Origin of the sequence: Amycolatopsis sp., assembly GCF_035276945.1 — a bacterium.
GTDB lineage: Bacteria > Actinomycetota > Actinomycetes > Mycobacteriales > Pseudonocardiaceae > Amycolatopsis_E.
The window spans coordinates 1-25894 of the sequence record NZ_DATELF010000151.1; the positions used below are offsets into that span (position 1 = coordinate 1).

The 25894-nt window shown below is 68.2% G+C and carries 28 protein-coding genes and 1 pseudogene; 13 read left to right on the forward strand and 16 right to left on the reverse strand.

Translation table 11 applies throughout. The annotated features are described in order from the left end of the window. Positions 1-59: 59 nt before the first annotated feature. The 3 genes from VJT49_RS26240 to VJT49_RS26250 are packed head-to-tail and all read right to left on the reverse strand — an operon-like array spanning position 60 to position 1717. Positions 60-206 (reverse strand): hypothetical protein, encoded by a 147-nt coding sequence (locus tag VJT49_RS26240; protein ID WP_324167594.1) that lies wholly within the window; start codon positions 204-206, stop codon positions 60-62. Beyond that, positions 191-1129, reverse strand: coding sequence for a hypothetical protein (locus VJT49_RS26245; protein ID WP_324167595.1), 939 nt, complete (start codon positions 1127-1129; stop codon positions 191-193). The genes VJT49_RS26240 and VJT49_RS26245 overlap by 16 nt, the downstream gene beginning before the upstream one ends. Positions 1130-1132: 3 nt before the next feature. Next, positions 1133-1717, reverse strand: coding sequence for a hypothetical protein (locus VJT49_RS26250; RefSeq protein WP_324167596.1), 585 nt, complete (start codon positions 1715-1717; stop codon positions 1133-1135). A 949-nt stretch (positions 1718-2666) separates the two neighbouring features. Between VJT49_RS26250 and efeU the strand changes: the two genes are divergently transcribed. Genes efeU through efeB form a run of 3 tightly spaced genes read left to right on the forward strand, consistent with a single transcriptional unit; the run spans position 2667 to position 5868 of the window. Continuing rightward, a complete protein-coding gene (gene efeU / locus VJT49_RS26255; RefSeq protein ID WP_324167597.1) occupies positions 2667-3500 on the forward strand; it encodes an iron uptake transporter permease EfeU in 834 nt (277 codons plus the stop codon). Continuing rightward, complete coding sequence (efeO, locus tag VJT49_RS26260; protein ID WP_324167598.1) at positions 3497-4627, forward strand: iron uptake system protein EfeO; 1131 nt, start codon at positions 3497-3499, stop codon at positions 4625-4627. Before efeU ends, efeO begins: the two co-directional genes overlap by 4 nt. Continuing rightward, a complete protein-coding gene (gene efeB, locus VJT49_RS26265) occupies positions 4624-5868 on the forward strand; it encodes an iron uptake transporter deferrochelatase/peroxidase subunit (RefSeq protein ID WP_324167599.1) in 1245 nt (414 codons plus the stop codon). Before efeO ends, efeB begins: the two co-directional genes overlap by 4 nt. 378 nt (positions 5869-6246) lie before the next feature. Here the strand turns inward: efeB and VJT49_RS26270 are convergent, their stop codons facing one another. Next, positions 6247-6426: a hypothetical protein gene (locus VJT49_RS26270; protein WP_324167600.1), complete on the reverse strand. Its 180-nt coding sequence runs from the start codon at positions 6424-6426 to the stop codon at positions 6247-6249. 427 nt (positions 6427-6853) lie between these two features. Between VJT49_RS26270 and VJT49_RS26275 the strand changes: the two genes are divergently transcribed. After that, on the forward strand, positions 6854-7057 hold the full coding sequence (locus VJT49_RS26275; RefSeq protein WP_324167601.1) for a cold-shock protein: 204 nt from the start codon (positions 6854-6856) through the stop codon (positions 7055-7057). A 264-nt stretch (positions 7058-7321) separates the two neighbouring features. Here VJT49_RS26275 and VJT49_RS26280 read toward each other — a convergent pair whose 3' ends face one another. Beyond that, positions 7322-8245, reverse strand: coding sequence for an acyl-ACP desaturase (locus VJT49_RS26280; RefSeq protein ID WP_324167602.1), 924 nt, complete (start codon positions 8243-8245; stop codon positions 7322-7324). Positions 8246-8509: 264 nt separating this feature from the next. Here VJT49_RS26280 and VJT49_RS26285 point away from each other — a divergent pair, with 264 nt between their 5' ends. The 3 genes from VJT49_RS26285 (at position 8510) to VJT49_RS26295 (ending at position 10012) form a co-directional block, all read left to right on the forward strand. Beyond that, positions 8510-8743, forward strand: coding sequence for a hypothetical protein (locus VJT49_RS26285; RefSeq protein WP_324167603.1), 234 nt, complete (start codon positions 8510-8512; stop codon positions 8741-8743). Positions 8744-8945: 202 nt separating this feature from the next. Beyond that, complete coding sequence (gene cmtR, locus VJT49_RS26290; protein ID WP_324167604.1) at positions 8946-9299, forward strand: Cd(II)/Pb(II)-sensing metalloregulatory transcriptional regulator CmtR; 354 nt, start codon at positions 8946-8948, stop codon at positions 9297-9299. Then, positions 9296-10012 (forward strand): cation transporter, encoded by a 717-nt coding sequence (locus VJT49_RS26295; RefSeq protein ID WP_324167605.1) that lies wholly within the window; start codon positions 9296-9298, stop codon positions 10010-10012. The genes cmtR and VJT49_RS26295 overlap by 4 nt, the downstream gene beginning before the upstream one ends. Before the next feature lie 26 nt (positions 10013-10038). Here VJT49_RS26295 and VJT49_RS26300 read toward each other — a convergent pair. Next, a pseudogene (locus tag VJT49_RS26300) lies at positions 10039-10113 on the reverse strand (Asp/Glu racemase); the annotation flags it as partial. Between the two features lie 391 nt (positions 10114-10504). Between VJT49_RS26300 and VJT49_RS26305 the strand changes: the two are divergent. Beyond that, positions 10505-10801, forward strand: a complete 297-nt coding sequence (locus VJT49_RS26305) for a GYD domain-containing protein (RefSeq protein WP_324167606.1) — start codon at positions 10505-10507, stop codon at positions 10799-10801. On the opposite strand, the gene VJT49_RS26310 is transcribed toward VJT49_RS26305, so the two are convergent. Continuing rightward, positions 10779-11180: a hypothetical protein gene (locus VJT49_RS26310; protein WP_324167607.1), complete on the reverse strand. Its 402-nt coding sequence runs from the start codon at positions 11178-11180 to the stop codon at positions 10779-10781. The genes VJT49_RS26305 and VJT49_RS26310 overlap by 23 nt on opposite strands. 494 nt (positions 11181-11674) lie before the next feature. On the opposite strand from VJT49_RS26310, the gene VJT49_RS26315 reads away from it, so the two are divergent. Then, entirely contained in the window at positions 11675-13189 is a 1515-nt protein-coding gene (locus VJT49_RS26315; RefSeq protein WP_324167608.1) for an MDR family MFS transporter, read from the forward strand. Positions 13190-13388: 199 nt separating this feature from the next. Here the strand turns inward: VJT49_RS26315 and VJT49_RS26320 are convergent, their stop codons facing one another. The 8 genes from VJT49_RS26320 to VJT49_RS26355 all read right to left on the reverse strand — a co-directional run bounded on the left by VJT49_RS26320 (position 13389) and on the right by VJT49_RS26355 (position 21833). Beyond that, positions 13389-14840: an NADH-quinone oxidoreductase subunit C gene (locus tag VJT49_RS26320; protein ID WP_324167609.1), complete on the reverse strand. Its 1452-nt coding sequence runs from the start codon at positions 14838-14840 to the stop codon at positions 13389-13391. After that, positions 14837-16297 (reverse strand): proton-conducting transporter membrane subunit, encoded by a 1461-nt coding sequence (locus VJT49_RS26325; RefSeq protein ID WP_324167610.1) that lies wholly within the window; start codon positions 16295-16297, stop codon positions 14837-14839. The genes VJT49_RS26320 and VJT49_RS26325 overlap by 4 nt, the downstream gene beginning before the upstream one ends. Beyond that, on the reverse strand, positions 16294-16953 hold the full coding sequence (locus tag VJT49_RS26330; protein ID WP_324167611.1) for a hypothetical protein: 660 nt from the start codon (positions 16951-16953) through the stop codon (positions 16294-16296). The genes VJT49_RS26325 and VJT49_RS26330 overlap by 4 nt, the downstream gene beginning before the upstream one ends. A gap of 3 nt (positions 16954-16956) precedes the next feature. Continuing rightward, positions 16957-17901, reverse strand: a complete 945-nt coding sequence (locus tag VJT49_RS26335; RefSeq protein WP_324167612.1) for a respiratory chain complex I subunit 1 family protein — start codon at positions 17899-17901, stop codon at positions 16957-16959. Then, positions 17898-19898 (reverse strand): proton-conducting transporter membrane subunit, encoded by a 2001-nt coding sequence (locus VJT49_RS26340; protein WP_324167613.1) that lies wholly within the window; start codon positions 19896-19898, stop codon positions 17898-17900. The genes VJT49_RS26335 and VJT49_RS26340 overlap by 4 nt, the downstream gene beginning before the upstream one ends. After that, entirely contained in the window at positions 19895-20374 is a 480-nt protein-coding gene (locus VJT49_RS26345) for an NADH-quinone oxidoreductase subunit B family protein (protein ID WP_324167614.1), read from the reverse strand. The genes VJT49_RS26340 and VJT49_RS26345 overlap by 4 nt, the downstream gene beginning before the upstream one ends. Next, on the reverse strand, positions 20374-20703 hold the full coding sequence (locus VJT49_RS26350) for a metalloregulator ArsR/SmtB family transcription factor (RefSeq protein WP_324167615.1): 330 nt from the start codon (positions 20701-20703) through the stop codon (positions 20374-20376). The genes VJT49_RS26345 and VJT49_RS26350 overlap by 1 nt, the downstream gene beginning before the upstream one ends. 503 nt (positions 20704-21206) lie before the next feature. Next, the gene (locus VJT49_RS26355; protein ID WP_324167616.1) at positions 21207-21833 is read right to left on the reverse strand and encodes a TetR family transcriptional regulator; all 627 of its coding nucleotides are present in this window, start codon (positions 21831-21833) and stop codon (positions 21207-21209) included. Between the two features lie 102 nt (positions 21834-21935). Here VJT49_RS26355 and VJT49_RS26360 point away from each other — a divergent pair, with 102 nt between their 5' ends. The 3 genes from VJT49_RS26360 to VJT49_RS26370 all read left to right on the forward strand — a co-directional run bounded on the left by VJT49_RS26360 (position 21936) and on the right by VJT49_RS26370 (position 24822). Beyond that, positions 21936-22991, forward strand: coding sequence for a ferredoxin reductase (locus VJT49_RS26360; RefSeq protein ID WP_324167621.1), 1056 nt, complete (start codon positions 21936-21938; stop codon positions 22989-22991). 42 nt (positions 22992-23033) lie between these two features. Beyond that, on the forward strand, positions 23034-24152 hold the full coding sequence (locus tag VJT49_RS26365) for an acyl-CoA desaturase (RefSeq protein WP_324167617.1): 1119 nt from the start codon (positions 23034-23036) through the stop codon (positions 24150-24152). Between the two features lie 259 nt (positions 24153-24411). Continuing rightward, positions 24412-24822: a DUF5994 family protein gene (locus tag VJT49_RS26370; protein WP_324167618.1), complete on the forward strand. Its 411-nt coding sequence runs from the start codon at positions 24412-24414 to the stop codon at positions 24820-24822. Between the two features lie 106 nt (positions 24823-24928). Here the strand turns inward: VJT49_RS26370 and VJT49_RS26375 are convergent, their stop codons facing one another. Further along, positions 24929-25339 (reverse strand): DUF6292 family protein, encoded by a 411-nt coding sequence (locus tag VJT49_RS26375; RefSeq protein WP_324167619.1) that lies wholly within the window; start codon positions 25337-25339, stop codon positions 24929-24931. 324 nt (positions 25340-25663) lie between these two features. On the opposite strand from VJT49_RS26375, the gene VJT49_RS26380 reads away from it, so the two are divergent. Then, the coding region (locus VJT49_RS26380) for a DUF5994 family protein (protein ID WP_324167620.1) at positions 25664-25894 on the forward strand (231 nt) is incomplete at its 3' end.

The window sequence follows — 25894 nt, forward strand, 5'->3', positions numbered from 1 at the left end:
ATGGCCGTACATATTGCTGGACTCGACCGCCGAGACCGGGCGGCGTTGGTGCGCTGTTGTCAGCCAGTGCGGCTCGCGCGGCGCTCGGTGCGTATCTGGGCAACACGCTGTTCCAGGGCCTCGAACCACAGCCGCCCGGGCTCGCCGCAGCTGTCGCGGATCTCGTATTTGAGATCGGAGGTGTTGGTGTTCAGGGTCCGTACCATGTCCAGCCCTGGCCGACCTGTGCCCGCAGTTCACCTTGGGAACGGGCCAGGTGTGCTGCGGCGGTGCGCATCTCGGCGCGCGCGAGCTTTGCCGCACGGCTCGCCAACGGCCAATGTCGCGGCATGAGCCGCGCCCGGCGCACCACGTACGACATCGTGCGGAGCGAGGCTTGCGCGGACTGGTAGGCCGCGTGCGCGGTGTCGGCGCACTGGTATGACTCGCGGTGGAAGGTACGCAAGGCATGGAAGTCGACATCGACTCGGGTCGACTGCCGATCGGCGCGTTTTCGCTTCGCCTGGCCGTTTGCCTGGCTTGTGTCCTCGGCCGGGCCGGCGGCGGTTCGTGCGCGGAGTTTCGCCAGCCGCGCTTGCACCTGATCGGCCTGCCGGCGCACCCGCTCGTTCTCGGCGCGGACACGACGCAGGGTGCGGTCCGCTTCCGCGGTCGCAGCGCGGATCTCCTCGACAATGACGGGTTCCGGACGGCGGTCCCACAGCGCGATCGCGACGAGCACAGCGATACCGGCCAGGGCCGCGATGATGAAGGTCGGCATCCCGTCCGCGATGACGTGATCGGTGCTCCCGGCGCGGGTCAACCGCAGGAAGACGATGCCATTGACCGCGCTGAACAGGACCGCGGCCCGCGCCAGCGTTCCCAGCCACCGTTTCACCGGATGAATCGACTCGCCGCGAAGCCGGCCCTTCCTGTCCAGGGCAAGCCGGACCAGCACCAGCGCCAGCAGCGGGGAACCGATTATGGCCCACCGCCACTCCGGCAGGTAGGGCGCCAAACCCGGTGCACCGCTGTGCACGATGTGGGCCGCAATCGCCGGTGCCGCCAGCAACATCGTCAGCGGTAGGCCGCTGAATACGGCGAGTGGCGCGATGGCGCAGCCACCGCGGCCATGACGGTTACCAGCCACGGCTTACTGGCGCCGTCGGTCGCGGCCGGTGCTCTGCGCCTTCCGTTTGGCACTCTGCTGCCCGGAACTGTGCCGTGGCGCCGGCTTGCGGGAGCCGGAGTCGCGCGATGCGGGTGCTAGAGCTGTGGCGCCGGGGCCGTTGAGTACCTTGTCAATGACAACCGCGACCCCACCTGTCAGGTCGGAGTGATGCTGGACGAGCATCGTGGTGAAGTGCTGGGTCAACTCGATGTAGGCCCGGCGTTCCGCCAAGGGCAGCCCAGGCTTGACCGTCTCCAACTGCATGTTGACCATGCACTGGCGTAGCGCTTGCGCGCTGAGGTCGGCCCGGCCGAGTTCCTGTTGCATCTGGTGTAGTGTCGCGGAGGACTCTTGGCGGCGCCGCTCCAGCAGCGCCAGCGTGACCTCCTTGGCGTCGGCGGCCTGGGTTTTCTCCAGGTTTATCCGGCGCATCTCGGTGACCAGAGCATAGGATTCGGCGATAATCCGACCGGCGGCGCCGAGCGGGCTCAGTGAGTCGGCTATACGTGACACGGCCTCGCCGAACACGAGGTGGCCGCCGGCCAGGCTGACCAGACTCTTCGACACACAAACCGCCTTCCGGAAAAAGTATTTTCTGACCCGGCACTTGGGACGTGTTTCAGGAGCGACGCCCGGTCTGCGGCAAGGTAGTCGACCCACCGCGGCAGAGCGTTAAAGCCCGCGACGACGAACAGTCAAACAACGCTGAGCGTGCTGTGAATGCGCTCTCATGCCGGACCGGATTCTCGTCGGCATGACGAGCTGCGTGGTGGTTTTGGCGGTGCGCCGTGATCGCGCGTGGGTGGCGGGCGGTCGGCGCTCCCGTCACGGTGTTCGACAATGTAGCTGCGTCGCACGTCTCGATACGCTGCGCAGGGCGGTGAGCGAGACAGGGGGTCGGGGTGAGGTGAAGAGGTTACCGACCGGCTTCGTTGGGGGAGCGGCCGCAGGCTTGGCCTACCGTGGTGGGCGCCGCTGCAGAGGTAATCGGCGCGCTGCCGGAGTCCGACGAGCGGGCGGTGGTCATGACCGCGTTGGCCTGCGTGCCGACACGATCCTGGCGATGAAACGGCAGGTCAACACCCGTTGTGGAACTTAGGGGATTCGAACTTCCAATCTTCTCACTGTCAGCGATTTTCTGATCACCCTGAGTCCGCGGAGCAACGTCGGCAAACCGGGAATCCACGGTCGAACGCTGCCGTTGACGGCAGCCAGCCCGCACGATCGCCTTCGCTCCCGATCGCCAAATGCCAGGTCGCCCGCGACCTGAGGAGGCCTCCTTCGGGGCTCCACCATGCCGATGACTGGCGTGTAGGCGCGCGCGGCCGTATCCCCCGGCCGGGTGACTACACAGGTTGTTACCGAAGCCTCACCTAACTTCGTAACCTGCGGAAACGCTACCCGTTTCACTACCGATGTCCGATTCGGGTGATCTTCCCGACACGGCAGCACCTGGACATTTAGGCAAGCCTTGCTTAAAAAGCAGACGTTCGGTTCGCGGCAAGGAGGCTCCACGGTGTTGTTCTCCAGTCTGCTCATCGGCCTCCGAGAGGGGCTCGAGGCAGCCCTAGTCGTCAGCATTCTCGTGGCGTTCCTGGTCAAGACCGAACGCCGGTCCGCGTTGCGTTGGGTCTGGCCCGGTGTCGCTGCGGCGGTCGTGCTGTCGATCGCTGTGGGGGCGGTGCTCACCTACACCACCGCGCAGCTGTCCTTCGAACAGCAGGAGCTGCTCGGCGGCAGCCTGTCCGTCGTGGCCGTCTGCTTCGTCACGGCCATGATCTTCTGGATGCGCAGGGCGTCGAAGACGATCGCCGCCGAGTTGCGCGGCAAGATGGACCAGGCGCTCGCAGTCGGCCCGCTCGCCGTGCTGGTGCTGTCGTTCCTCGCGGTCGGCCGCGAGGGTCTGGAGACCGCGGTGTTCTTCTACGCCGCCGTGCAGAGCGCCCAGGGCGGCGCGGTCCAGCCACTCGCCGGATTCGCCGTCGGCATCGGGCTCGCGATCGTGCTGGCGTACCTGCTCTATCGCGGCGCGGTGCGGTTCGACCTCGGCAAGTTCTTCACCGTCACCGGCGTGCTGCTGGTGTTCGTCGCGGCCGGCGTTCTCGGCTACGGCCTGCACGACCTGCAGGAAGCCGCGTTCCTCCCCGGGCTGCGCACATTCGCCTTCGACGCGTCGGGCGTGATCCCCGAGACGTCGTGGTACGGCGCGCTGCTGAAGGGGATCTTCAACTACTCGCAACAGACCACAGTACTGCAGGCCATCGCGTGGGTGGCCTACGTCGTCATCGTGTTGCCGCTGTTCCTCCGGCGGCCTGCTACGAAACCCGCCCTTGTGGGCGCAAAGGAGTGACCTTGCGTACGAAGCTCTTCGTGTTCGCCGGCTCCGCGGCACTGCTCACGCTCACCGCGTGTTCGGGAGAGAAGGCGTCCGCGGGCGGCGGTGGCCCGATCACCGTCGCGGCGTCCGACACGGCGTGCGAGGTCTCGGCCACGAGCGCCAACGCGGGCAACCTGACCTTCGAGGTGACGAACAAGGGCACCAAGGTGACCGAGTTCTACCTCTACGGCGAGGGTGACCGGATCATGGCCGAGGTCGAGAACATCGCCCCGGGCCTGAGCCGCAAGTTGACCGTGGCGGTGCCGGCCGCGGGCACCTACCAGACCGCGTGCAAGCCGGGTATGGCCGGCGACGGCATCCGTGCCCCCTTCACGGTGACCGGTGGCACGGCGGCGCCGACGGATGTCGACTCCCAGCTCGCCGACGCGACCAAGAGCTATGCCTCGTACGTGGGAACCCAGTCCGAGGCGCTGAAGACCGAGACACAGAAGTTCGCCGACGCCGTGAAGTCCGGCAACGTGGCCGACGCCAAGGCCCGCTACGCCACCACGCGCGTGTACTACGAGCGCATCGAGCCGGTCGCGGAAAAGTTCGGTGACCTCGACCCGGCCATCGACGCTCGCGAGGCCGACCTCGAGCAGGGCCGGCAGTTCACCGGATTCCACCGGCTGGAAAAGGACTTGTGGGTCACCGGCCTGCAGCCCGACAGCGCGCAGATCGCCGACAAGCTCGTCACCGACGTCAACGCGTTGGTGACCCAGTCCGCGACGCTGCGGCTGAACGCGCCTGATCTGGCCAACGGCGCCAAGGAACTGCTCGACGAGGTCGCCACCGGCAAGATCACCGGCGAGGAGGAAACCTTCTCCCACACCGATCTGTGGGACTTCCAGGCCAATGTCGACGGTTCCAAGGCAGCCGTCGCCGCGCTGCGCCCCGTGCTACAGAAGCGTGACCCGCAACTCGTGTCTACTGTGGACAACCAGTTCGCGAACGTGCAGCGGTTGCTGGACGCTTCCCGCAACGGGGACGGATTCAAGTACTACAACGAGCTCACCCAGGACCAGATCAAGGAGTTCGCCTCGGCGGTCGACGCGCTGGGCGAGCCCCTGAGCAAGGTGGCGGAGGTCGTCGCGCGATGATCCAGTTTTCCCGGCGCCGGATGTTCGGTCTCGCGGGCGCCGGTGTCGCGCTCGCCGGCGCGGGCACCGCCGGCGCCGGGATCGACCGGGCCCTCGGCGAGCACACCGCACAGGCCGCGACGGACATCGTGCCGTTCCACGGCCCCAACCAGGCCGGGATCACCACCCCGGCCCAGGAACACCTGCACTTCGCGGCGCTGGACCTCACGACGAACGACCGCGCCAAGCTGGTCTCGCTGCTGCGCACGTGGACCGACGCGGCCCGCAGGATGACCGCGGGCCGCGAGGTCGGCGCCAGCGGAGCGGTCGGCGGTTCACCCGCGGCACCGCCGAGCGACACCGGAGAAGCACTGGAGTTGCCCGCATCCGCGTTGACGCTGACCATCGGGTTCGGACCGTCGCTGTTCGACGACCGGTTCGGCCTGGCGGGCAAGCGTCCCGCGGCGCTGGCCGAGTTGCCCGCGTTCCCCAAGGACGAGCTGGATCCCGCGCGCAGTGGCGGTGACCTGTGCATCCAGGCGTGCGCGAACGACCCACAGGTGGCGGTCCACGCGGTGCGCAACCTGGTGCGCTTGGGCTTCGGCACCACCGCGGTGCGCTGGTCGCAGCTGGGCTTCGGCCGCAGCGCGTCCACGTCGCGCTCACAGACCACGCCGCGGAACCTGTTCGGCTTCAAGGACGGCACGAACAACCTCAAGGCCGAGGACCCGGCAGCGCTGGCGGAACACGTATGGGTCGGCCCTGACGACGACCAGCCGTGGCTGGCCGGCGGGTCGTACCTGGTGGCGCGCCGGATCCGGATGCACATCGAGACCTGGGACCGCACGTCGCTGGACGAACAGCACCAGATCGTCGGGCGCACCAAGGGCACCGGCGCGCCGCTGGGCCAAACCGCCGAATTCGACCAAGCGGACCTGGAGGTGCGCGGCGAGGGTGGCGAACTCGCGATCCCGGAGGACTCGCACCTCCGGTTGGCGTCCGCGGAGACGCTCGACGGCGTCAAGATCCTGCGGCGCGGATACAACTTCGTGGACGGCTCAGATGGCCTCGGCCACTTGGAGGCCGGCCTGTTCTTCATCTGCTTCAACCGGGACCCGCGCAAGCAGTTCATCCCGATGCAGAACGCGCTGTCCACTCACGACGCGATGATGGAGTACATCCAGCACACCGGCTCAGCGCTCTTCGCCGTCCCCCCGGGCATCGCCGAAACCGGGTACTGGGGAGACACCCTCTTCACTTGATCCCCCCGGCACGGCCATCGCGGCTTCGATCGCGTTGTTCGCCCACTTCGCCGCGATGGCTGATCATCGCTGCGTCGATTACGCGCCGCGCCGCCCAGACGAGTGGCCACCTCGGCTTGCTCATCGCGGCGACGGCAGTACAGCGCCACATCTGGGCGCTATCGGGGCTGCGATGGGCAGGTTCTCCGCGCTCGCCGAGGCGCCGCTCACGTCGCATGGCATGGGCCGCACCCGCACCGACCACCCCGAAAACCAACCAGAAACCCGAAACCGCATAAAGGACACCGCCAAGACCCCCACCCCACCGGAGCCCCCGGCCAATCATTCCACTATGGACAGTGGCCACCGGGGAGCCGCGCCAAGGTGGCGCCGGGCCTGTCAGCGCGACGCGCTGGTCGAAACAGTCGGCCGTGCCGAGAAACGAATGTGCCGCGCGCGGTGGGCGGCGGCCCCTTCGGCCATCGCCCCGCTCGCCGGCAGGTCGGCCACCGGGTGGCTGAACACCAGCGGTGCCACAATCAGGCGCGGCCCGGGTGAACGACGATCTGTGTGGGTCATGAAACTCCTTGGGTGTGGAACGATCTGCGGCGGTTGGCATCTGCCGCTGGGAAAGGAAGAAGGACGCGGGCCGGCCGGCGAACCAAGGACCCTGGGCAAGCGCCAGAAAGGGGATGCGCCGGATGTCTGGCCGCTTGGGCAACCGGGACAAGAGATCGCGCCTTCGCGGCCAGACTACCCGTCGCGGCCGGCTGCCCGCCACCCGGACCGCTCGAGCACCGTCAGCGCGAGGATCCAGCTTGACGAGATCGCCTGCCCGTGCTTTACTCAACCCCGGTTGAAGATTTTTGTGTTCGTTTTTTCTCTGACGCTCGCAAGGATTTTGAGCGAGCGTGTTGTGGTTTCATCGATTCCTGGTCGCGCGCTTGCCGCCACCTCCCTGGCTCGATCGAGGCGGGGAGCAAGTTCGAGGCGATAGGGAGTTCCGATGACGCAAGGCACCGTGAAATGGTTCAACGGCGAAAAAGGTTTCGGTTTTATCGCGCCGGACGACGGCACCAAGGACGTCTTCGTCCACTACTCCGAAATCAGCGGTAACGGGTTCCGCAGCCTTGACGAGAACGCCCGTGTCGAGTTCGAAACCACGCAGGGCGACCGCGGCCCGCAGGCGGTTCGCGTGACCCTCGTCTGATTCATCCGCCACCGACACCGGCAGGGGCGCTCGCGACCGCGCGCGCCCCTGCTTCGTGTGCGGGGAAGAAACCCTTCCATGCGCGGGCAGACCGGCATGGCCTGCAGGGCAGCGGTATCCACGTGTCTGGTTCGTACGGAGCCCCGCTGCCCGGGTGCGTAGGACGCGGGCGCCTGTCAGCCGAGCCGCGCGGCGCTTGCCCCATTCGTCGGCACGCCACGGACCGAGACTTTCCCGTTCGTATTCCGGTTGTGCGCGGCCGGATCAGGCACGCACGTTGGCCATGGTGTGAGCTCGCCGTTCCTCGAAGCGGCTCGCCTGGGTGTTGAGTCGGGTGAGGAAGGCGGACAGTTCCGTGCGGGCCGTCTCGCCCACAACGTCCAGGCCTTCGAGTTCGAACACGCCCCAGTGTCGCAGCAGGGGCCAGACGACGTCGTCGTGATGGATACGGAGATCGTAGATACCGGCTTTGGCGATCATCGCGGCCTTGCGGGCGAAACCGGGGATGATGCTGCCCGGCATCTGGAACCCGATGACTTCGTCCGCGATCGCGCGCATGGTCTGGTTCGGCTCGATCTCCAGTGCCGCGGCGACGAGGTTTCGGTAGAAGAGCATGTGCAGGTTCTCGTCCGCGGCGACACGGGCGAGCAGTTTGTCGGCGATCGGGTCCTGGGTGTAGCGGCCGGTGTTGCGGTGCGAAATCCGCGTCGCCAACTCCTGGAAGGAGACGTAGGCGAAGACGTTGAGCAAGGGCTTGTCGCCGCTGTCGAATCCGGCCTGCATGGTCTGCATCCGGGCTCGCTCGAGTTCGTCGGGGTCGACTCCCCTGGTGACCAGCAGGTAGTCACGAATGCAGATACCGTGCCGGCCCTCCTCGGCGGTCCACCGGTGCACCCAGGTGCCCCAGGCTCCGTCCCGGCCGAACGCGCGCTCGATCTCCCGGTGGTAGCTGGGCAGGTTGTCCTCGGTCAGGAGATTGACCTCCAGGGCAGTCCTGGCAATGGGTGACAGGCTCGACTGGTCGGGCTCCCACGGGTGGCCGCCCAGGTCGCCGAAGTCACGGCCCTGGCTCCAGGGCACGTACTCGTGCGGCATCCATTCCTTGGCCACCTCGAGGTGACGGTCGAGATTCGCGGCGACCGTGGGCTCGAGATCCAGCAGCAGGTGGGTGCTCGGTGATGACGTCACATTCGTCCTCTCGTTGCGGCCTTGCCTCCAACCTACGGCACCGTAGGGTCGGGCGAGGCGCCGGAAGGCCGGCCGATATTCGATCGGCTGACGCCAACTCCCGAATCCGGTGACCGAGCGTCACCTGCGGCCTGTCGTGCGTGCTGCTCCACGCCGCCGCTCGGACTCCGTCCACGCGAGACCCACGCCCTGGTCGGGCGGGCTGGAACGCGTCACCTGCAAAACGCCGAGGGAGCCGACGGGCTGGCCGGCGCGGCCGGTCCCTTGGCTCCCGAGCACCTGCACGGCTCGGCCTTCGGCCTCCTCGCCACCGTGCAAGCGGTCGGGAACCTCATCGCCAGCGCCCTCGCCGGTCTGCCCTACACCGTCACCTCACCGATGGTGGCGTTCGTCTACGTCGCCGCCTGCATGGCCCTGGCGCTTCTCGGCCTTGCCTGGGCCGCGATGACCAGCGGCTCCCGCCGGCCAGTCGCCCGGCGCCGGCTGCGCGCCATTTAGCCCACCGGGGAAGGAGGTGAGTTCGCCGTGATCCCGACGCCGGACGCCGGCCCATGCTGCAGCGATCCCACCTGCGAGTGCTGCTGCGGAGGCTGCTCCTGACCCGATTCCTCGACGACCCGGTCAAATGAGAACCTCGGCTGACCGGACCGCACTGTTCAGCGCTTGCTGTTATATCAGCGTGGACTGTACTGTTCTGTTTATGCTGACGTGTGAGACGCGGGAGTCGGCGCTGGCCCGCCTCGGCCGCGCGCTGGCCGATCCCACGCGGTGCCGGATCCTGGTCGCCCTGCTGGATGGGGTGAGCTATCCCGGCCAGTTGGCCACCAAACTCGGCCTGACTCGTTCCAACGTGTCCAACCACCTGTCCTGCCTGCGCGGTTGCGGGCTCGTGGTGGCCACCTACGAGGGGCGCCAGGTGCGCTACGCGCTGGCCGATCCGCACCTTGCCCGCGCGCTGGGCGAACTGGTGCAGGTCGTGCTGGCCGTGGACACGGCGCAACCCTGCATGGACGACGAACCGGCCGCTGTACCCGCGGTGGAGGCGGGACGATGAGCAAGGACACCGGCCGCCGGCTCGACCTGCCGTCCGCCGCCCCACCCACCCGGCAAGGCGGTTGCGCCGACGGGTGTTGCGCGTCCCAGGGCGCCGCGGCCAGTGCGGTCCCGGTGGACTCGGATCGCCGCGCGGTGTTGTCGCGGCGGGTGCGGCTGCTGGTTGCGGCGACGATCACCTACAACGTCATCGAGGCGATCATCGCGATCACCGCCGGTACTGCGGCGTCGTCGACCGCGTTGATCGGGTTCGGGTTGGACTCGGTGATCGAGGTCGCTTCGGCAGCCGCAGTAGCCTGGCAGTTCTCCGGCAAGGATCCCGAGGCGCGCGAGCGGGCCGCGGTGAAGGTGATCGCGGTGTCGTTCTTCGCCCTTGCGCTGTATGTCACCATCGAATCGGTCCGATCGCTGCTGGGCGCGGAATCCGCCGAGCATTCTACGGTCGGGACCGTGCTGGCCGCGGTGTCGCTGCTGGTGATGCCGTTGCTGTCCCACGCGCAGCGGCGTGCCGGGCGTGAACTGGGTTCGGTCAGTGCGGTCGCCGACTCCAAACAGACCCTGCTCTGCACCTACCTGTCCGGCGTCCTGCTGGTCGGACTGCTGCTGAACTCCCTGCTCGGCTGGTCCTGGGCGGACCCGGTCGTTGCCCTGGTCATCGCCGCCGCCGCGGTCAAGGAAGGCCGCGAAGCCTGGCACGGCGGGCACTGCTGCTGATCAAGGCGACCTGAGCTGGAAGTGCCCAGCATGCGGGGCAGCTCGGTTTCCATGGTCAGGTTGGAACTCGGCACGATCAGGCCGATGTGGTGGTCGGTCATCCCGGTCACCGCTGCCGCGAAAGCATCTCGGGCACGACGATGTCGCCGTCCTTGACGATCTCCTTGTCGTCAAGGTACAGCCTGCGTCCGCGCATGGGGAGGTCGAAATGGCAAGGGGTGTCGTTGGGGCCGCCCAACTCGTTGTTGTGCCCGGAGGCCACCGCGGATGTCGGTGATGAACCCCGCCTCCGCCCGCGTCACAGCTGCCGTCCGTGTATGCGGCCGTCGCCAGTGGTGGAGCGTTCAAGTGACTTGGAGGACGTGCGTGCCCGGGCATCGTGAAATGACCCGCGCGTCTTGCTGGATCGCTTCATTCTGACGCCATGCGGCCCTCCACCTGGGCAATTAGGCTATTTAAGCCACATACCCCTCTTCATGGAGGTGAGAGACCGTGCCGACCTACGTCACGCTGCTGAGCTGGACTGACCAGGGGATCCGCGCCTACAAGGAAACGGCGGCACGTGCTGACGCCTTCGCCTCTGCGCTGCAGAAGCTCGGGGGGAAGCTCGTGAGCATTTACTGGACTGTCGGCCCGTACGACCTCGTGGGCATCGTCGAGGCCCCCGACGACGAAACTGCCACCGCCGCACTCCTGCAACTCGGCGGAGTGGGCAACGTCCGTAGCACAACCCTGCGGGCCTTCGGCCGAGACGAGGTTGAAGGCATCATTGCCAAGGCCTCCGCATAAGGACAAGCGTCACTACGACGCTGCCGGCTCGGCAAGCGAAGGCGCGCAGGCCGCGAAGTCTGCTCGAACTGCTCAAGGCGGCAACATCCTTCAGCGGGGCGACCACGACGTGAAGTCGTCGCGCCCCTCGGGCAGGTGCTGCGCCCGCGAACCAATCGACCCTCCGCCGGCGCAGGTCGCGGCGGTTGCACCAGACTCGCGAGCCGTTGCCGACCAACTGGGTCAGCGTGAGCATCGGGACCGCAGCACGGAGTCCAAACAGGACAGTGAACACCGGCAGCAGCAAGACACCACCGCCGAATCCCGCGACCGCGGACGACAGGGCGAGACCGAACGCGGCCGCGGATGCGGCATTCAGGGTGGGCATGAGTTCGGTCATCGAGTGAAGCGACCCATGCTGGTGAGCCGCGTGACGGCGACGAACCCGTCGGGCCAAATAGGCGCGGACAGCGTTAAGGCTCAAAACCGGTAGGGAGTGGACGCGTGCACTGATCGCCGACCTCATCACCGTCGCACCCGGCACGATCGGCGTTGGAACCGGCCGACGCGTCACCGTGCCTTCGCATTCCGCCAAGATCGACAGCACTCGTCTGTCGCTGCCGTGCCGATAAGCGGACACGCCCGTTGAGACCCAGACCGAGACCTGGACCGAGACCCAGACCGAGACCCACAGCCGAGCGGCATCACGCCGCTACTCGTTCACCGGCAGAGGGCCCTGATCGAACGTCGCCTCGGTGAAGGGACAGGTCGCGCCTTTCAGCGCGATGAGTTCTGGCAGTCCTGCCGGTCTAAACCGGTGTCACCACCCACGTCCAGGCCGGCGGTCGTTGGCTGCACGGCGACCGTGACTCCGAACCCCAGCGAGGTGCTGCCATGTCCGCTTCCATCCAAGAACCACCGGCCGTGGAGGCTGGCCGCACCCCGACGGTGGTGCGGCTGCTGGTGCTGGCCACGTTCGTGGTGATCCTCAACGAGACCATCATGATCAACGCTATCCCGCGGCTGATGGACTCGTTGCGCATCACCGAGCAGTCGGCGCAGTGGGTGTCCACCGCGTTCATGCTGACCATGGCCGCCGTGATTCCGATCACCGGCTGGTTCCTGCAGCGGGTCACCACCCGCCAAGCCTACGCGATCGCGATGGGCGTGTTCCTCGCGGGTACCGTCGTGTCGGCCGTCACGCCGTCGTTCGAGGTGCTGCTGCTGGGCCGGATCGTGCAGGCCGCGGGCACGGCCGTGATGATGCCCCTGCTGATGACCACTTTGATGACCGTGGTGCCCGAGCATGACCGCGGCCGGGTGATGGGCAACGTAACCTTGGCGATGTCGGTGGCGCCCGCGCTCGGGCCTGCCGTGTCCGGGCTTGTCCTGCAGATCGGCTCCTGGCGGCTGCTGTTCGTGGTCGTCCTGCCGATCGCGGCACTGGTGGCCCTGTTCGGCCTGCGCAAACTGGACAACATCGGCGAGCCGCAGGTGAGTGCCATCGACTGGCTGAGTGTCGCCGTGGCGGCGCTCGGCTTCGGCGGCCTGGTATACGGCCTCAGCCTCTTCGGCGAAAGCGACGGCCGAGTCGGCCTTGGCGTCGGCATCGTCATCGCCGGAATCGCGACAATCGCGGTTTTCGTGATCCGCCAGCTCAAACTGCAACGCACCGGTGTGCCTCTGATGGACCTGCGCACCCTCGGGCACCGCACCTACGGCCTGTCCTTGGCCCTGATGTCCATCGGGTTCCTGGCGATGCTCGGATCGATGATCCTGCTGCCGCTGTACCTGCAGCACCTGCGCGGACTCAGCCCGCTGGAGACCGGCCTGCTGGTCATGCCGGGCGGTCTCGCCATGGGCCTGCTGGGACCGACCGTCGGAAAGGTGTTCGACCGGTTCGGCGGTCGGCCCCTGGTGCTGCCCGGCTCGATCGGCATGGTGCTCGCCCTCGGCGGGTTCACCCAGGTCTCGATGACGATGCCGTACTGGCAGGTGTTGGGGCTGCACGCGCTGCTGATGGTGAGCCTGGCGGCGACGTTCACCCCCGTCTTCACACTCGGCATGGGAGCGCTTCCCCCGCACCTGTATTCGCACGGCAGCTCGATGCTCGGGACGTTCCAGCAAGTCGCCGCGGCGTTCGGGACCGCGCTTGTGGTGACCGTGATGTCCGCGCGCACCGGCCACCTGGTCGCCGACGGCGTCGCCGCCGTGCCCGCACAGCTGAACGGGACGAAACTGGCCTTCGGCGTCGCGGCCGCCCTCGCCCTCTTGACGATCGTCGTCGCGGCAAAGCTGCCGCGCCGGATCGCGGCCGCCGGCGCCCGAAACCACGGCAGCGCCGACGCGGACCCGCCCGCCGGCGGGCGCCCCGGCCAAGACGAGCCCGTCACCGCCAACGAGATCTGACCGGCACGCACGTGGTCAGCGGCAGCAGATCATGGACACCGTCTGGGATCCGCATTTCTGGTTCTGGCCCGTATTTCGTGATCGACATGGTTCAGCCGGGCCGTCCTGCGGCGGCCTGTGATCATGTTCGGCCGTGCGATGATCATGGTCTGGTGTGCCCGCGTAGTTGATCACCGCCTACCGCGCCCTCGAACGGGGGTCAGAGGTCGTTACCGGCGTAGGAGAGGTTGAAACTCTTGTTGGTGAGGGGAAAGTCGGGGACGATCGTGTCCGCCAGGGCGACCGGGAGCGCGGGCCAGTTGACGAAGCTCGGGTCGACGATCTTCACCCGGGCCAGGGTGCCGTCGGGCGTGAGTTCAACGCGATGGACGATGGTGCCGCGCCAGCCTTCGCAGATCCCGACGCCGCTACGGCCCATCGGCGTCGGGGGCAGCGGGGCGCTGCCGGCGATCGCCCCGGTGAGGTCGGAGATCAGCGCGATGGAGTGGGCGATCTCCTCAGCCCGCACCAGAAAGCGGGATAACACATCGCCCTCGGTGCGGGGATGTCGCGTGCGCGGCAGGCCGACGTCGACGAATGGGTGGTCGTAGCGGGCGTCCAGGAGCAGCCCGGAGGCGCGCGCGACGTAGCCGAGTGTGCCGAGGTCGGCGGCCTGCGCACGCCGGAGCACGGCGGTGCCGGCGAACCGGTCGTGCACCACGCTGTTGCCGAGCGCGAGATCGACGATCTCGGCGATGTCCACGGCGGCATCGGCCATCAGCGCGAGATCGGGTAGCGCGCGCAGCGCGACGCCGCCTGGATGGATCGCGCCGCGCAGGAGGCGATGACCGGTGACGTACTCGTTGTGCCGCAACAGGGTCTCGCGGACGCGTTGCGCATGGACGTTCAGGATCCCGTAGCCGACGTCGTTGCAGAGCGCTCCGATGTCGGTGATGTGGTTGTAAAGCCGTTCCAGCTCAAGCAGGATCGCCCGGCTCCGCTGCACGCCCGGTGGCACCGCGGCGCCGTATGCCTGCTCGACGGCCAGGCAGAACGCGAGCGAGTGCCCAACGGAGGTGTCGCCGCTGACGCGTTCGGCGAGTTCGAGCGCGGTGTCGGCGCGGCGCCCCTCGAACAGCCGTTCCAGTCCTTTGTGGACGAACCAGAGACGGGCCTTGAGGTTGAGGATCGTCTCGCCCACCACCGAGAACCGGAAGTGGCCCGGCTCGATCAGGCCCGCGTGCACCGGGCCGACCGGGATCTCGTAGACCCCGTCGCCCTCGACCGTCCTGAAGGGATACGGCCCGTCCACGTCACCGAACTCCGGCGGTTCTCCGGCGTCCCAGCGCATCGGGTACCAGCCCTTCGGCCAGTGGAAATGCCGGAGAAGGCGGCGCGGCAGCGGATGGCCGGCCGGCACGATGCCGAAGAGATCGCGCATCTCCCGTTCGAAGCGCCCGGCGGCGAAGGACAGCCCGGCCAGCGTGGGCACCTCCGGCGCGGACCTCTCCAGCGGCACCTCGAACTCGACCCTGCGGTCACCGGGCGCGGTGAACAGGTAGACCGCGCGCAACCGGTCACCGTCGTCGTGTCCGGCGACCAGCGCGACCCGGAAACCGGTGGCCAGCAACTGTTCCACCCGCATGGGCAGCTCGGCCGGGGCGATGATCATCGGGTGAGCACCTCCGCGGCCAGGCGCAGCAATGTGGACAGCCCGGGTGCGGCGACGCCCAGCACCGCGGCCACGGTCAGCCCCCCGGCGAGCGCGAAAGCGGTCGGCACCGGCAGCAGCCTCGGCCGGGCAACGGCCGCCGACGGACCATCGGGCGCCGGGCCCAGCAGCATGCCGCTGGTGTGACCGGTCAGCGCGGCGGCAGCGACCAGCACCAGTGTCAGCGCGAGCGCGGTGACCCAGCCCAGCGGTGAGGCGAATCCCGCCCGCACGATGCCGAGTTCGCTGGCGAACACGGAAAACGGCGGCAACCCGATGAGCGCGAGCACGCCCAGCCCGACACACGAGGCCAGCACCGGCGCGCGTGCCAGCAACCCGCGCACGCCGTCGATCCGGCTGGTGCCGGTCAGTTGCAGCATCCGCCCCGCGCCGACGAACAGCACCCCCTTGGCCAGGCCGTGACCGAGAATGTGCAGCAGGATCGCCGCGATCGCGATCGGACCGCCGATCGCCGCGCCGAGCGCGACCAGGCCGAGATGCTCGATGCTGGAGTAGGCCAGCATGCGCTTGTAATCCTGTTGAGCCAGCAGCAATGACGCCGCGACCGCCAGCGACGCGATCGCCATCACCGCCAGCAGCCAGCGCGCGAACCCGGCGCCCAGCACCGCGTCGGCGACCACCTTGATCCGCAAGATCGCGTAGAACGCCACCGACAGCAGCACCCCGGACATCAGCGCGGATACCGGTGCCGGAGCCTGGGAGTGCGCGTCGGGCAGCCAGGCGTGCAACGGCGCGAGCCCGGCCTTGGCGCCGAAACCGAGGAGCAGCAAGGCGATCGCGATCCGCGTGACACCGGGATCCAGCCCATGGGCACCGGCGAGCGCGGCGAGATCCAGCCCGGCCCGGCTTGGGGCGCGCGAGGACGCGTAATTGAGCAGTAGCGTGCCCAGCAGGGCGAGCGCGATGCCGGTCGAGCAGATCACAACGTACTTCCACGCCGCCTCGATCGCCGCCCGTGTGCGGCGCTGGCCCACCAGGAACGCGGTGACGATCGTGGTGGCCTCGATCGCCACCCACAGCAGTCCGAGGTTCGCCGCCAGCACGGCGCACGCCATCGTCGCCAGGAACAGCTGGACCAGCAGGCTGTGCCGGGCGGCGGTGCGCGCACTGGCCCGCCCGAGCCGGATCTCGGTCTCCAGATGGCCGGGCGCGGCGAGGGTGGCGAGCATGGCTACCGCACCGACCACGATCAGCATGAACGCCGACAACGCGTCGACCCGCACCAGCCCGCCGAACTCACGCGGACCCGACCGGGCGATATCCACCGCAATGGCGATCGCCACGCCCAGCAGCCCGGCCGAGCAGATCGCGCTCACCCACGCGGTCCCGCGGCGCCAGCCCACGGTCGCGTAGACGGTCGCGCCGAGCAGCGGAATGAGAACCGGCAATGTGATCATGAGTCGCGCAGCTCCCGGAGCTCGTCGAGATCGGTACCGCCGAAGGTCTCCCGCATCCGCGCGGTCAGGATGCCTAGCACCAGCACCGCCAGCAGCACGTCCAGCGACATGCCCAGCTCCACCACCAGGCCCACGCTCGCCGTGGTGAGGAAGCCGACCGCGGTGATCCCGTTGTCCAGCAACAGGAATCCGACGATCTGCGACAGCGCGCGGCGGCGGGTGACCAGCACGAAGAACCCGATCAGCACCACCGTCACACCGACCGGGATCGCCTGTGTCGCCGGTGAGGGCGCCAGCGCCACCAGCGGCCGCGAGACCGCGTAGGCGAGCAGCGTCAATGCGGCGGCGGCCAGTAGCGACGCGGCCACGTTCACCATCGGCCGGGTCTCCCGTCGCGCGGCATGCCTCATGGCCCGGCGCAGCAACGCCGGGAGCGCGCCCGCCCGCAGCAGGACGATCCCGGCCGCGGACACCCAGAGTTCGGCGGTCTGCTCCCGCGCGGCGAGCACCGCGACCAGGGCACCGAGCGCGACACCCTGCACCGCGAAGACCCGGATGATCACCGCCAGCTCGCGGCGCCACAGGATCAACACCGCGGTCAGCAACAATGCGCCACCCGCCAGATCCACCAACTGCACATACACGTCATCACTCATGGTTCACGCCAGAAAGAACGAGGCCGCGACGGCCAGCAGAGACAACAGGAACGAACCGGCCAGCAGTTCCGGCACCCGGAACAGGCGGATCTTCGCCACGAACACCTCACCCGCCGCGAGCACCATCCCAAGAACGGTGACCTTCACGATCAACGCGACCACGCCTGTCGCGAGCGCGAGCGGCGCCGCGCCGGTCGCGATTCCCCAGGGCAGGAACAGGTTCGCCAGCAGCCCGAGGAACACCGACAACCGCATCGCTGACGCCAGTTCGACCAGCGCCAGATCCGGACCCGCGTATTCCAGCGTCATCGCCTCGTGCACCATGGTGAGTTCCAGGTGCGTGGCCGGGTTGTCCACCGGGAGCCGCCCCGTCTCCGCGACGATCACCACGATCAGCGCGACCGCGGCCAGCAGGCTGGCCGGGGAGATCACCCGACCTGGATCGTCCAAAGTAGACGTAATGATGTCGGCCAGGTTGGTCGAGCCCACCCGCACCGACAGCGCGAAGATCGCGACCAGCAGGGTCGGCTCGACCAGCGCGATGATCGTCATCTCGCGGCTGGCGCCCATCCCGCCGAAGGCGGTGCCGGTGTCCAGGCCGGCCAGCGCCAGGGCCACCGTGCCCAGCGCCAGCAACGCCACGACCGCGAACAGGTCCGCCGCCGGGCGCATCGCCGAGGCCGTGGTCACGAACGGCGCCACCACCGCGACCACCAGAGCGGTCGCCACCAGCACCAACGGCGCGACGGCGAACACCCCGCTCGTGCCGCGCGGCGTGATCGGTTCCTTGCGCAGCAGCTTGCGCAGATCCCGCCACGGCTGCCCGATACCCGCCCCGGCCCGGCCCTCCAGCCTGGCCCGCACCTGGCGCATGACACCGGCCAGGACCGGCGAGCCCGCCACCACCAGCAGTGCCTGCACGATGCCGCCGAGCGCACCGACACTCATCTGGTCACCGCCAGCACGACCAGCAGGGCGATCATCGTGTAGAAGCCGTAGCCCAGATAGCGATGCACGCTTCCGGTGGCCAGCCGCCGCCCCGCCTGGCCCCACGCCGTGACCACGGCCAGAACCGGCTGGTAGAGGCGGCGCTCGATCCGGTCTGGCACGCGCCGCCGGTAGGACACCGCCCGCACCAGATAACGCGATTCCTCGTGGTGATCGACGTCCACATCGGTCTCGGGCTGGACCACGTTGTCGAAAACCCGTTGCAGCGGCTCGGCGAACGAGGTCGCGGTGTACTCCATCCGCGACGACATCGGCCCGCCACCGCAATCCCACAGCCTCGCTCGCCGCCGCGCCGCGCGCCGCGCCACCGCCGCGGCGAGCACGATTCCGGCGAGCAGCGCGATGGTCAACTGCACGGGCGCCAACGCTCCGGTGATACCGGTCAGCCGGATCGTCACCGCACCCGACACCGCCTGCTCCCCCGCACCCAAGACGACGTCGGCGGCCATCCCGAGCGACGGCAGCACCACCGACGGCGCCAGCGCCAGCTCGACGCACGCCAGCGCTGCCAGGCCCATCCCCAGCACCATGCTCACCGCGGACTCGTTCGCCGTCTCCGCCGCCGCGCTGCGCGGCCGGGCCAGGAAACCGACCCCGAACGCCTTCACGAAGGTGGCCACCGCCAGCCCCGCCGTCAACGCGACGGCCGCCACCGCGACCGGCATCACCACCGCCGTCGCCGCACCCGCGACCGGCAGGCCATGGATCAACGCCTGCAACAGCAACCATTCCGAGACGAACGCGGTCCCCGGCGGCAGGGCCGAGGCCGCCAGCGCGCCGAGCCCGAACAGGCTCGTCGTCACCGGCATCCCAATCCGCAGCCCGCCCAGCGCGTCCAGGTCCCGGGACGCGGTCGCGTACACCACCGATCCGGCCGCGAGGAACAGCAGGGTCTTGAACGCCGCGTGCCCCACCAGGTGCAGCAAGGCAGCCGCCATCGCCACACCCGCGAGCACCCGCTGCCCCGACGCCGCGAACAGCCCCGACGCGCCCACGCCCACCAAGATCAGGCCCAGGTTCTCGGTCGTCGAATAGCCCAGCAGCCGCTTGAGATCCGCGGTCATCATCGCCTGCAAGATCCCGTAGACCGCGGAGATCGCGCCCATCGCCAGCACCAGCACCCACCACCAGCGCGGCCCGCCGCCCAGCAGGTCGAACCCGGTGCGCAGGATCCCGTAGACGCCGAGGTTGACCATCGCCGCCGACATCAACGCCGACACGTGGCTCGGCGCCTCCGGATGCGCGCGCGGCAGCCACGCGTGCAACGGCACGATCCCCGCCTTCGAGGCGAACCCGGCCAACGTCACCACGAAGATGAGATCCTTGAGCCCGCGGGGTACCTCTGCGGCCCTGAGCGCCGCGAACGAATCGTCGTGCGCGTGCGCGGCGAACACCAAAAGTCCAATGAGGATGGTCATCAGACCGAGGTGGGTCATCACCGCGTACCAGCGCGCGGCCGAAGCCACGTCCCTACGCCGCCGGTGCTCGGCCAGCACCAGCAACAGCGACGTGCCCGCCATCAGCTCCCAGCACATTAGGAACGTGCCCACGCTCGCGGCCGCCGGCACGAGCAGCATGGTGACCACGAACAACGGGAAGATCCCTTGCACGTTCCGGGATTCCAGACCGTGCCGCCCGTAACCGATGCCGTAGACGCCCGCGGCGACCGCCACCCCGGCCGTCACCGCGACGAACAGCCCGCCCAGCACGTCGAGTCTCAGGCTGATGCCCGACAGCGGCAGCAACCCCGGCAAGGTCATCGTGAACGACTGCCCGGCCATCGCCGCGAACCCGGCCAGCACACCCGCCAGCCCCGCGAGCGCCGTTCCCGCGCCCACCAGCCCCGGGCGCACCCGAGCCGGGACGAGCACCGCCACCAGCCCGCTCAACGCGCCCAGCGCCACGGCCACACCGAACCCGGACTGCGCGACGTTCACCGGCCGGTCAACTTCCGCAATCCCTCGACGATCGCCTCCGGCCTCGGCGGGCAGCCGGCGATCTCGACGTCGACCGGAACCACGTCCGACACCGCCCCCACCACCCCGTACGCACCGGCGAACACGCCACAGTTCCGGGCGCAATCCCCCACCGCGATGACCAGCTTCGGGCCGGGCACGGCGTGGTGGGTGCGCTTGAGCGGCTGCGCCATGTTCCTCGTCACCGGCCCGGTCACCAGCAACGCGTCCGCGTGCCGCGGCGACGCCACCAGCCGCGCGCCGTACCGCTCGGCGTCGTACACCGGCCCGAACGCCGAGCCGATCTCAACCTCGCAACCGTTGCAGGAACCGGCATCCACGTGCCTGACTTGTACGGACCCGCCCAGCGCGGACGCCGTCGGCTCGGCATCCGGCCGGTCCGGAGCCGGTTCGGCCACCCGGCCGACGCGGCGGATCTTGCGCCACAAACCCACCATCAGCGACTCCCGCGCAGATCGTCCAGCAACTCGACCTGCCCGGACAGCACCTCGGTCAGGATCCGCCGCGCCACCGCCAGCAACTCGGCCACATCCGGGCTGGTCAGCGAATAGAACACCGCCGAACCCTCCTTACGGGTCACGACCAGCCCCTGCCGCCGGAGCACCGCCAGATGCTGCGACAGGTTCGCCGCCTCGATCCCGACCTCCGGCAGCATCTCGGCCACCGCCTGCTCGCGCTCGCTGAGCAACTCCAGCACCCGGATCCGTGCCGGATGGCCCAGCGTCTTGAAGAACTCCGCCTTCAACTGATACAGCGGCCTGCTCACCACACCTCCTGCAACCTTCAGCAGTTGCAAACTTTAGCAACTCCGCATCATTCCCCTCCTCGAAGGTGGATGGTGGGCGCAATGCTTGGGCAGCGGCGCTGGCCACGGCGCCGGTGAGGTCGGGGTCGATCAGATCGGGGAGCACCCGGTCCACCGGGGCGAGCCCGGCCAGCACCCGCACACATGCGCAGTGCACGTCCAGCCGGTAGAGCGAGCCGACACCGAACCCGGATGCCGAAGCCTCGCGCAGTGCGCGGAGCACGCCCGGTAGCGCCAGCGGATGCGCAGACAAATCGTCCGGACTGAGTACCGCCACGCCCACGTCGAACGCCGACGTGCGCGTGGACCCCGCACCGATCAGGTCGATGACTGCGGCCGCGTCGCGGGCGGCCCGGGACGGTGGGAAGCCGACGGTGTCGCTGTCGTTCCAGGACGCGATGTCACCGATCCCGGTGGCCATCGGCAGCGGGACCGGCCGATGAGCTGTCGGTGCGACGGCGTAGTCAGGTAGCGGGGTGCCAGCTCGGGACCGCGAGTGTGATCAGGCGAAGTTTCTTTTCCGCGGTGCGCAAGATCCGCTCATCCGTCTCGGTGTCACGTGGGCGGGCTTCGAGGAGTTCCAGCACGGTGGCGAGCATGGCGGTGACTATGAGGTCGGCCACCATGTGGAGGTCTTCGGTGGTCCAGTCGCGGAGGTATCTGAACCGGGCGAGGTCGACGGCGAGCTCACTGGTGAGCAGCTTGAGTTCGAAGGCGATGGCCTGCCGCACCGGGCCTGCGCCGCCGTGGCGTTCTCTGGTCACGAAGAGGAAGTGGTCCTCGTGGGCGCGAACGTGTTCGTGGAGTGTGCGTACGGACGCCCCGATGATGCCGGCGGAGGATCGTGGATCTCGGCGGGCCTCGCGGATCGTCGCGCGGAGGGTGCGCATGGACTCGTTGACCAGCGCGACGCCGAGTTCGTCCATCGAGGAGAAATGCCGGTAGAACGCGGTTGGCACGATACCGGCCTGTTTGGTGACCTCACGGAGGCTGAGACTGCCGAAACCAGTGCCGGCGAGCAGCCCCAGTGCGGCGTCCAGCAGCGCGCGCCTGGTTCGTTCTTTGCGCTCGTGGCGTGTCACCGATGTCACGAGGTTGAGCGTACGGCCGTTCACGACGGTGGCTGTCTCGGCTTGCTTATATTGGCGACGGCCGTATGGTGGAGTGCACACGTGTTCACTTACGGAGGTGCGATGGGCAAGCTCGCCACGATCGCGGAGGCGCTGCTGACACCGCACGGCGTGGACCGTTACCTGGAGTTGGTCGACCCGATGCTGGTTCGCCGCGAGCTGCGTGGCGTGGTGACAAGTGTTCGCCGGCAGACCGCGGACACGGTGACGCTCACCCTGCGGCCGAGCCGGGCCTGGCCGGGGTTCCGGGCCGGCCAGCACGTGCGGGTGTCGGTGGACATCGACGGCGTGCGACGCACCCGCTGCTACTCACCCACCACGTCCGAGCACCGGAACGGGCTGGAGTTGACCATCAAGGCCGTACCGCACGGCCTGGTCTCCCCGTATCTGCACGCCAGGGCCGAACCCGGTCTCGTGCTCGGACTGTCCGAACCGGACGGCCGGTTCACCCTGCCGGAGCCGCGGCCCGAGCGGCTGTTGCTGACCAGCGGCGGCAGCGGCATCACGCCGGTGCTGTCGATGCTGCGCACCCTCGCCGACGAGAACCACCAGGGTGAAATCGTGTTCCTGCACTACGCGAACACCGCGGACGACGTGCCCTGTCGCGACGAACTGGCCGAGCAGCCGCCGAACGTCCGTGTCGTGCTCGGATACACTCACGACGGCGACGGCGACCTGCGTGGCTTCTTTTCCGCGGAGCATCTGGAGCGTGCCGCGCCGTGGTACCGCGACGCGGAGACCTACCTGTGCGGGCCGGAGCCGCTGATGAACTCCGTCCGCGAACTCTACGCCACCGAAGGGTTGAGCCAACGGCTGCACACCGAAGAGTTCACGCCCCCGCCGTTGCGATTCGACGCGGCCGCCGCGAGCGGGCGGATCCGATTCGCGCACAGCGGTAAGGAGATCGACAACTCCGGCAGGCCACTGCTGGAGCAGGCCGAAGCAGCCGGGCTGAACCCGGAACACGGCTGCCGGATGGGGATCTGCTTCTCCTGCACCAAGGTGAAGACCCGCGGTAGTGTGCGGGATCTCCGTTCGGGTGAGGTGTCCGGCGAAGACGGCGAGGACATCCAGCTTTGCGTCTCCGTTCCGCTCGGGGACGTCGAGATCTGCTGTTAGGCGGGCTGGACCAGCCATATCGGTGAAAGGGAGGGAAAAGCTTTGACGGGCTTGCAAGACAGGCTGACCCCGGAGCAGATCGAGGAGTTCGGCCGGGACATGGACGAGATCCGGCAGCGAATCGTGGCCGATCTGGGCAAGGCCGATGTCGACTACATCCAGACCGTGATCAAGACTCAGCGCGGCCTGGAAATCCTCGGCCGCGGACTACTGTTCGCCGGGTTCCTCCCACCCGCCTGGCTCGCCGGGGTGAGCGCACTGGCGGTGTCGAAGATCCTGGACAACATGGAAATCGGGCACAACCTGCTACACGGCCAGTACGACTGGACCCGCGACCCGGCACTGAACTCGCAGAACTTCGACTGGGACCTCGTGGCACCCCCACAGAACTGGCGCCACTCCCACAACTACATCCACCACACCTTCACCAACGTGCTGGGCAAGGACCGGGACATCGGCTACGGCGTCCTACGCATCGACCCCGCCCAAAAATGGCACCCCTACTACCTGGGCAACCCCCTCTACGCAACCGTCATCGCCTTCATCTTCCAATGGGCGATCATGCTGCACGACCTCGAATTCGACCGCATCCTCACCGGCGAACGAACATGGTCAGACACCACCGAAGCGCGCGCCAGAATGCTCCGCAAGACCGCCCAACAAGTGGGCAGAGACTACCTACTCTTCCCGATACTGACCGGACCACTGGCACCCCTGACCTTCCTCGGCAACGCCACCGCGAACCTGACCCGCAACCTGTGGGCCTTCTCCATCATCTTCTGCGGACACTTCCCCGCCAACGTGGAAAGCTTCACCGAAGAAGAAACCCAGAACGAAACCCGCGGCCAGTGGTACCTACGCCAAATCCTCGGCTCGGCCAACCTCACCGGAAACACACTGTTCCACATCCTCACCGGAAACCTCTCCCACCAGATCGAACACCACCTCTTCCCCGACATCCCCGCACGACGCTACCCACACATCGCCCCCGAAATCCAAGCCATCTGCCGACGATACGGACTGCCCTACCACACCGGCCCCCTGCACAAACAACTCCTCTCCGTCGCGAAGAAGATCATCAAACTCGCACTGCCGGCCAGGCCCGCCAGGCCACCCGCAGCGACCACCCCGAAAACCAACCAGAAACCCGAAGCCGCATAAGGGACACCGCCAAGACCCCCACTCCCGCCAGAGCCCCGGCCACCCCTGGCCACTATGGACAGTGGCCACGGCCCGACCGGGATCGACAGGGTCCTCACCTGCGTGTAGCGTCAGTGACGTCGAGAACACCTCGTAGGCCAGCGGTCAAGTCGGCCTCGCTCTCGACAACACAGTCCGGCCAGCGAACATCGGCCGGGGACAGGAGCGGCCGACATGACGTCGGACCCGCGTGCGCACTCACACCACCCCGAAGGCCGTCATGGCCATTGAGCAACCTCGGCTGAAACTGCGCCTGAGAACGAAGCCCAAGACGCCCACCGCGGGGTACATCGGCGGAACCTGGTGGCCCCGAACGCGGGACCTGACCGCCGAACTGCCAGCACTCATCACCACACTGGCAGCCCGGCTCGGGCCCATCGCCCGAGTCACCTACAACCACACCTGGGACCCCCACGCACGCCGCATCAACTCCAACGGAACCCTCACCCCACCCAGCACCTACCAACGCCATCACCCCCACACCATCGACATAACAACCTCCACCGGCCAACTCATCACGCTGTCAGTCATACCGCCCCAAAACCTGACCAACGACACCAAACAAACCACACGGATCGTGAACCGGCCGGGCACCGGGGCACGGCCGGCATGGAACTCAGTGCTGGCGTGAAACGTGCTGGCGTGAAACGCCACCACATTCGACAAGAACTGTTCCCGGCCGGTCTCGGGTTGTCCGTACAACCATCCCGAAACGAATCTTGCCTCTGCCCGCCGGACTAGGCGTATCGGGCGAGACGTTCGGCGAGTTCATGACGCCCGGCCGTGGTGGGGAAGACCGGTCGGGGTGAGCCGGATCGGCGGCCGGTGACGACGTCGGTGACGAACCGCGCCACCGCGGCCGGTTCCGGGACGACACCCTCACCGGCAAGGTAGGCCACCACCAGCGCGTCCTGCCCGGGATCGGTCTCCACCGCGACCGCCCACCCGTGCCGCTCACTCCACACCAGCATCAGATCGTTACCCGGACGTGCGGACCACCGCCGCGTCAAGCCCAGGTAGGCGGTCGCCGTATCACTGATCTCGAACGAGGTCGCCTCAGCAGGCACCCCAACGGCGTCGGCCACCGCGCGGACGTACCCAGCCAACCCGCGGCTCACCGTCGGCACACTGCCAGGACGATCGTCCATACTCACCAGGTTATGCTGTCGGGGGTCCGCCCGTCTCGGCGACCGTGCACTATGGACGCCCACTTCACTGCCGCGCCAGGGCCCGTCGGTGCGATGACGGACAGCGGCGTGCACCCGTCCATGGTCGTCCGTGCTCACGTCCGCTTCCTGGAGGTCCTGGCGCCGCTCACAGGGCTGGCACACGATCCGGAGTTCCGAGACGAGTGGTCGCAGGGGGCGTAGTGTCAGTGGTGTCCGGGGCATCTCGTACGCGAGCGGTCGAGTTCGCGTCGTCCTCGACAGCCCAGGTCGGCCGTATTCGCGGCCGGGGACGGGAGCATCGACATGATGTCGGGCCCGCGCACACTGACCACCACCCCCTTGGTCTCGGCGGTCGTCGAGCCACCTCCGCACACCCTGCGCTTGCGGTTGAAACCGAAGGCACCCGCGACGGGGTATGTCGACGGGGCTTGGTGGCCCCGGTCCCGGGACCTGTCGGCCGAACTGCCGACACTGCTTGCGGTGCTGGCGATCCGGCCCGGTCGTATCGAGCGGGTGACCTACAACCTGACCAAG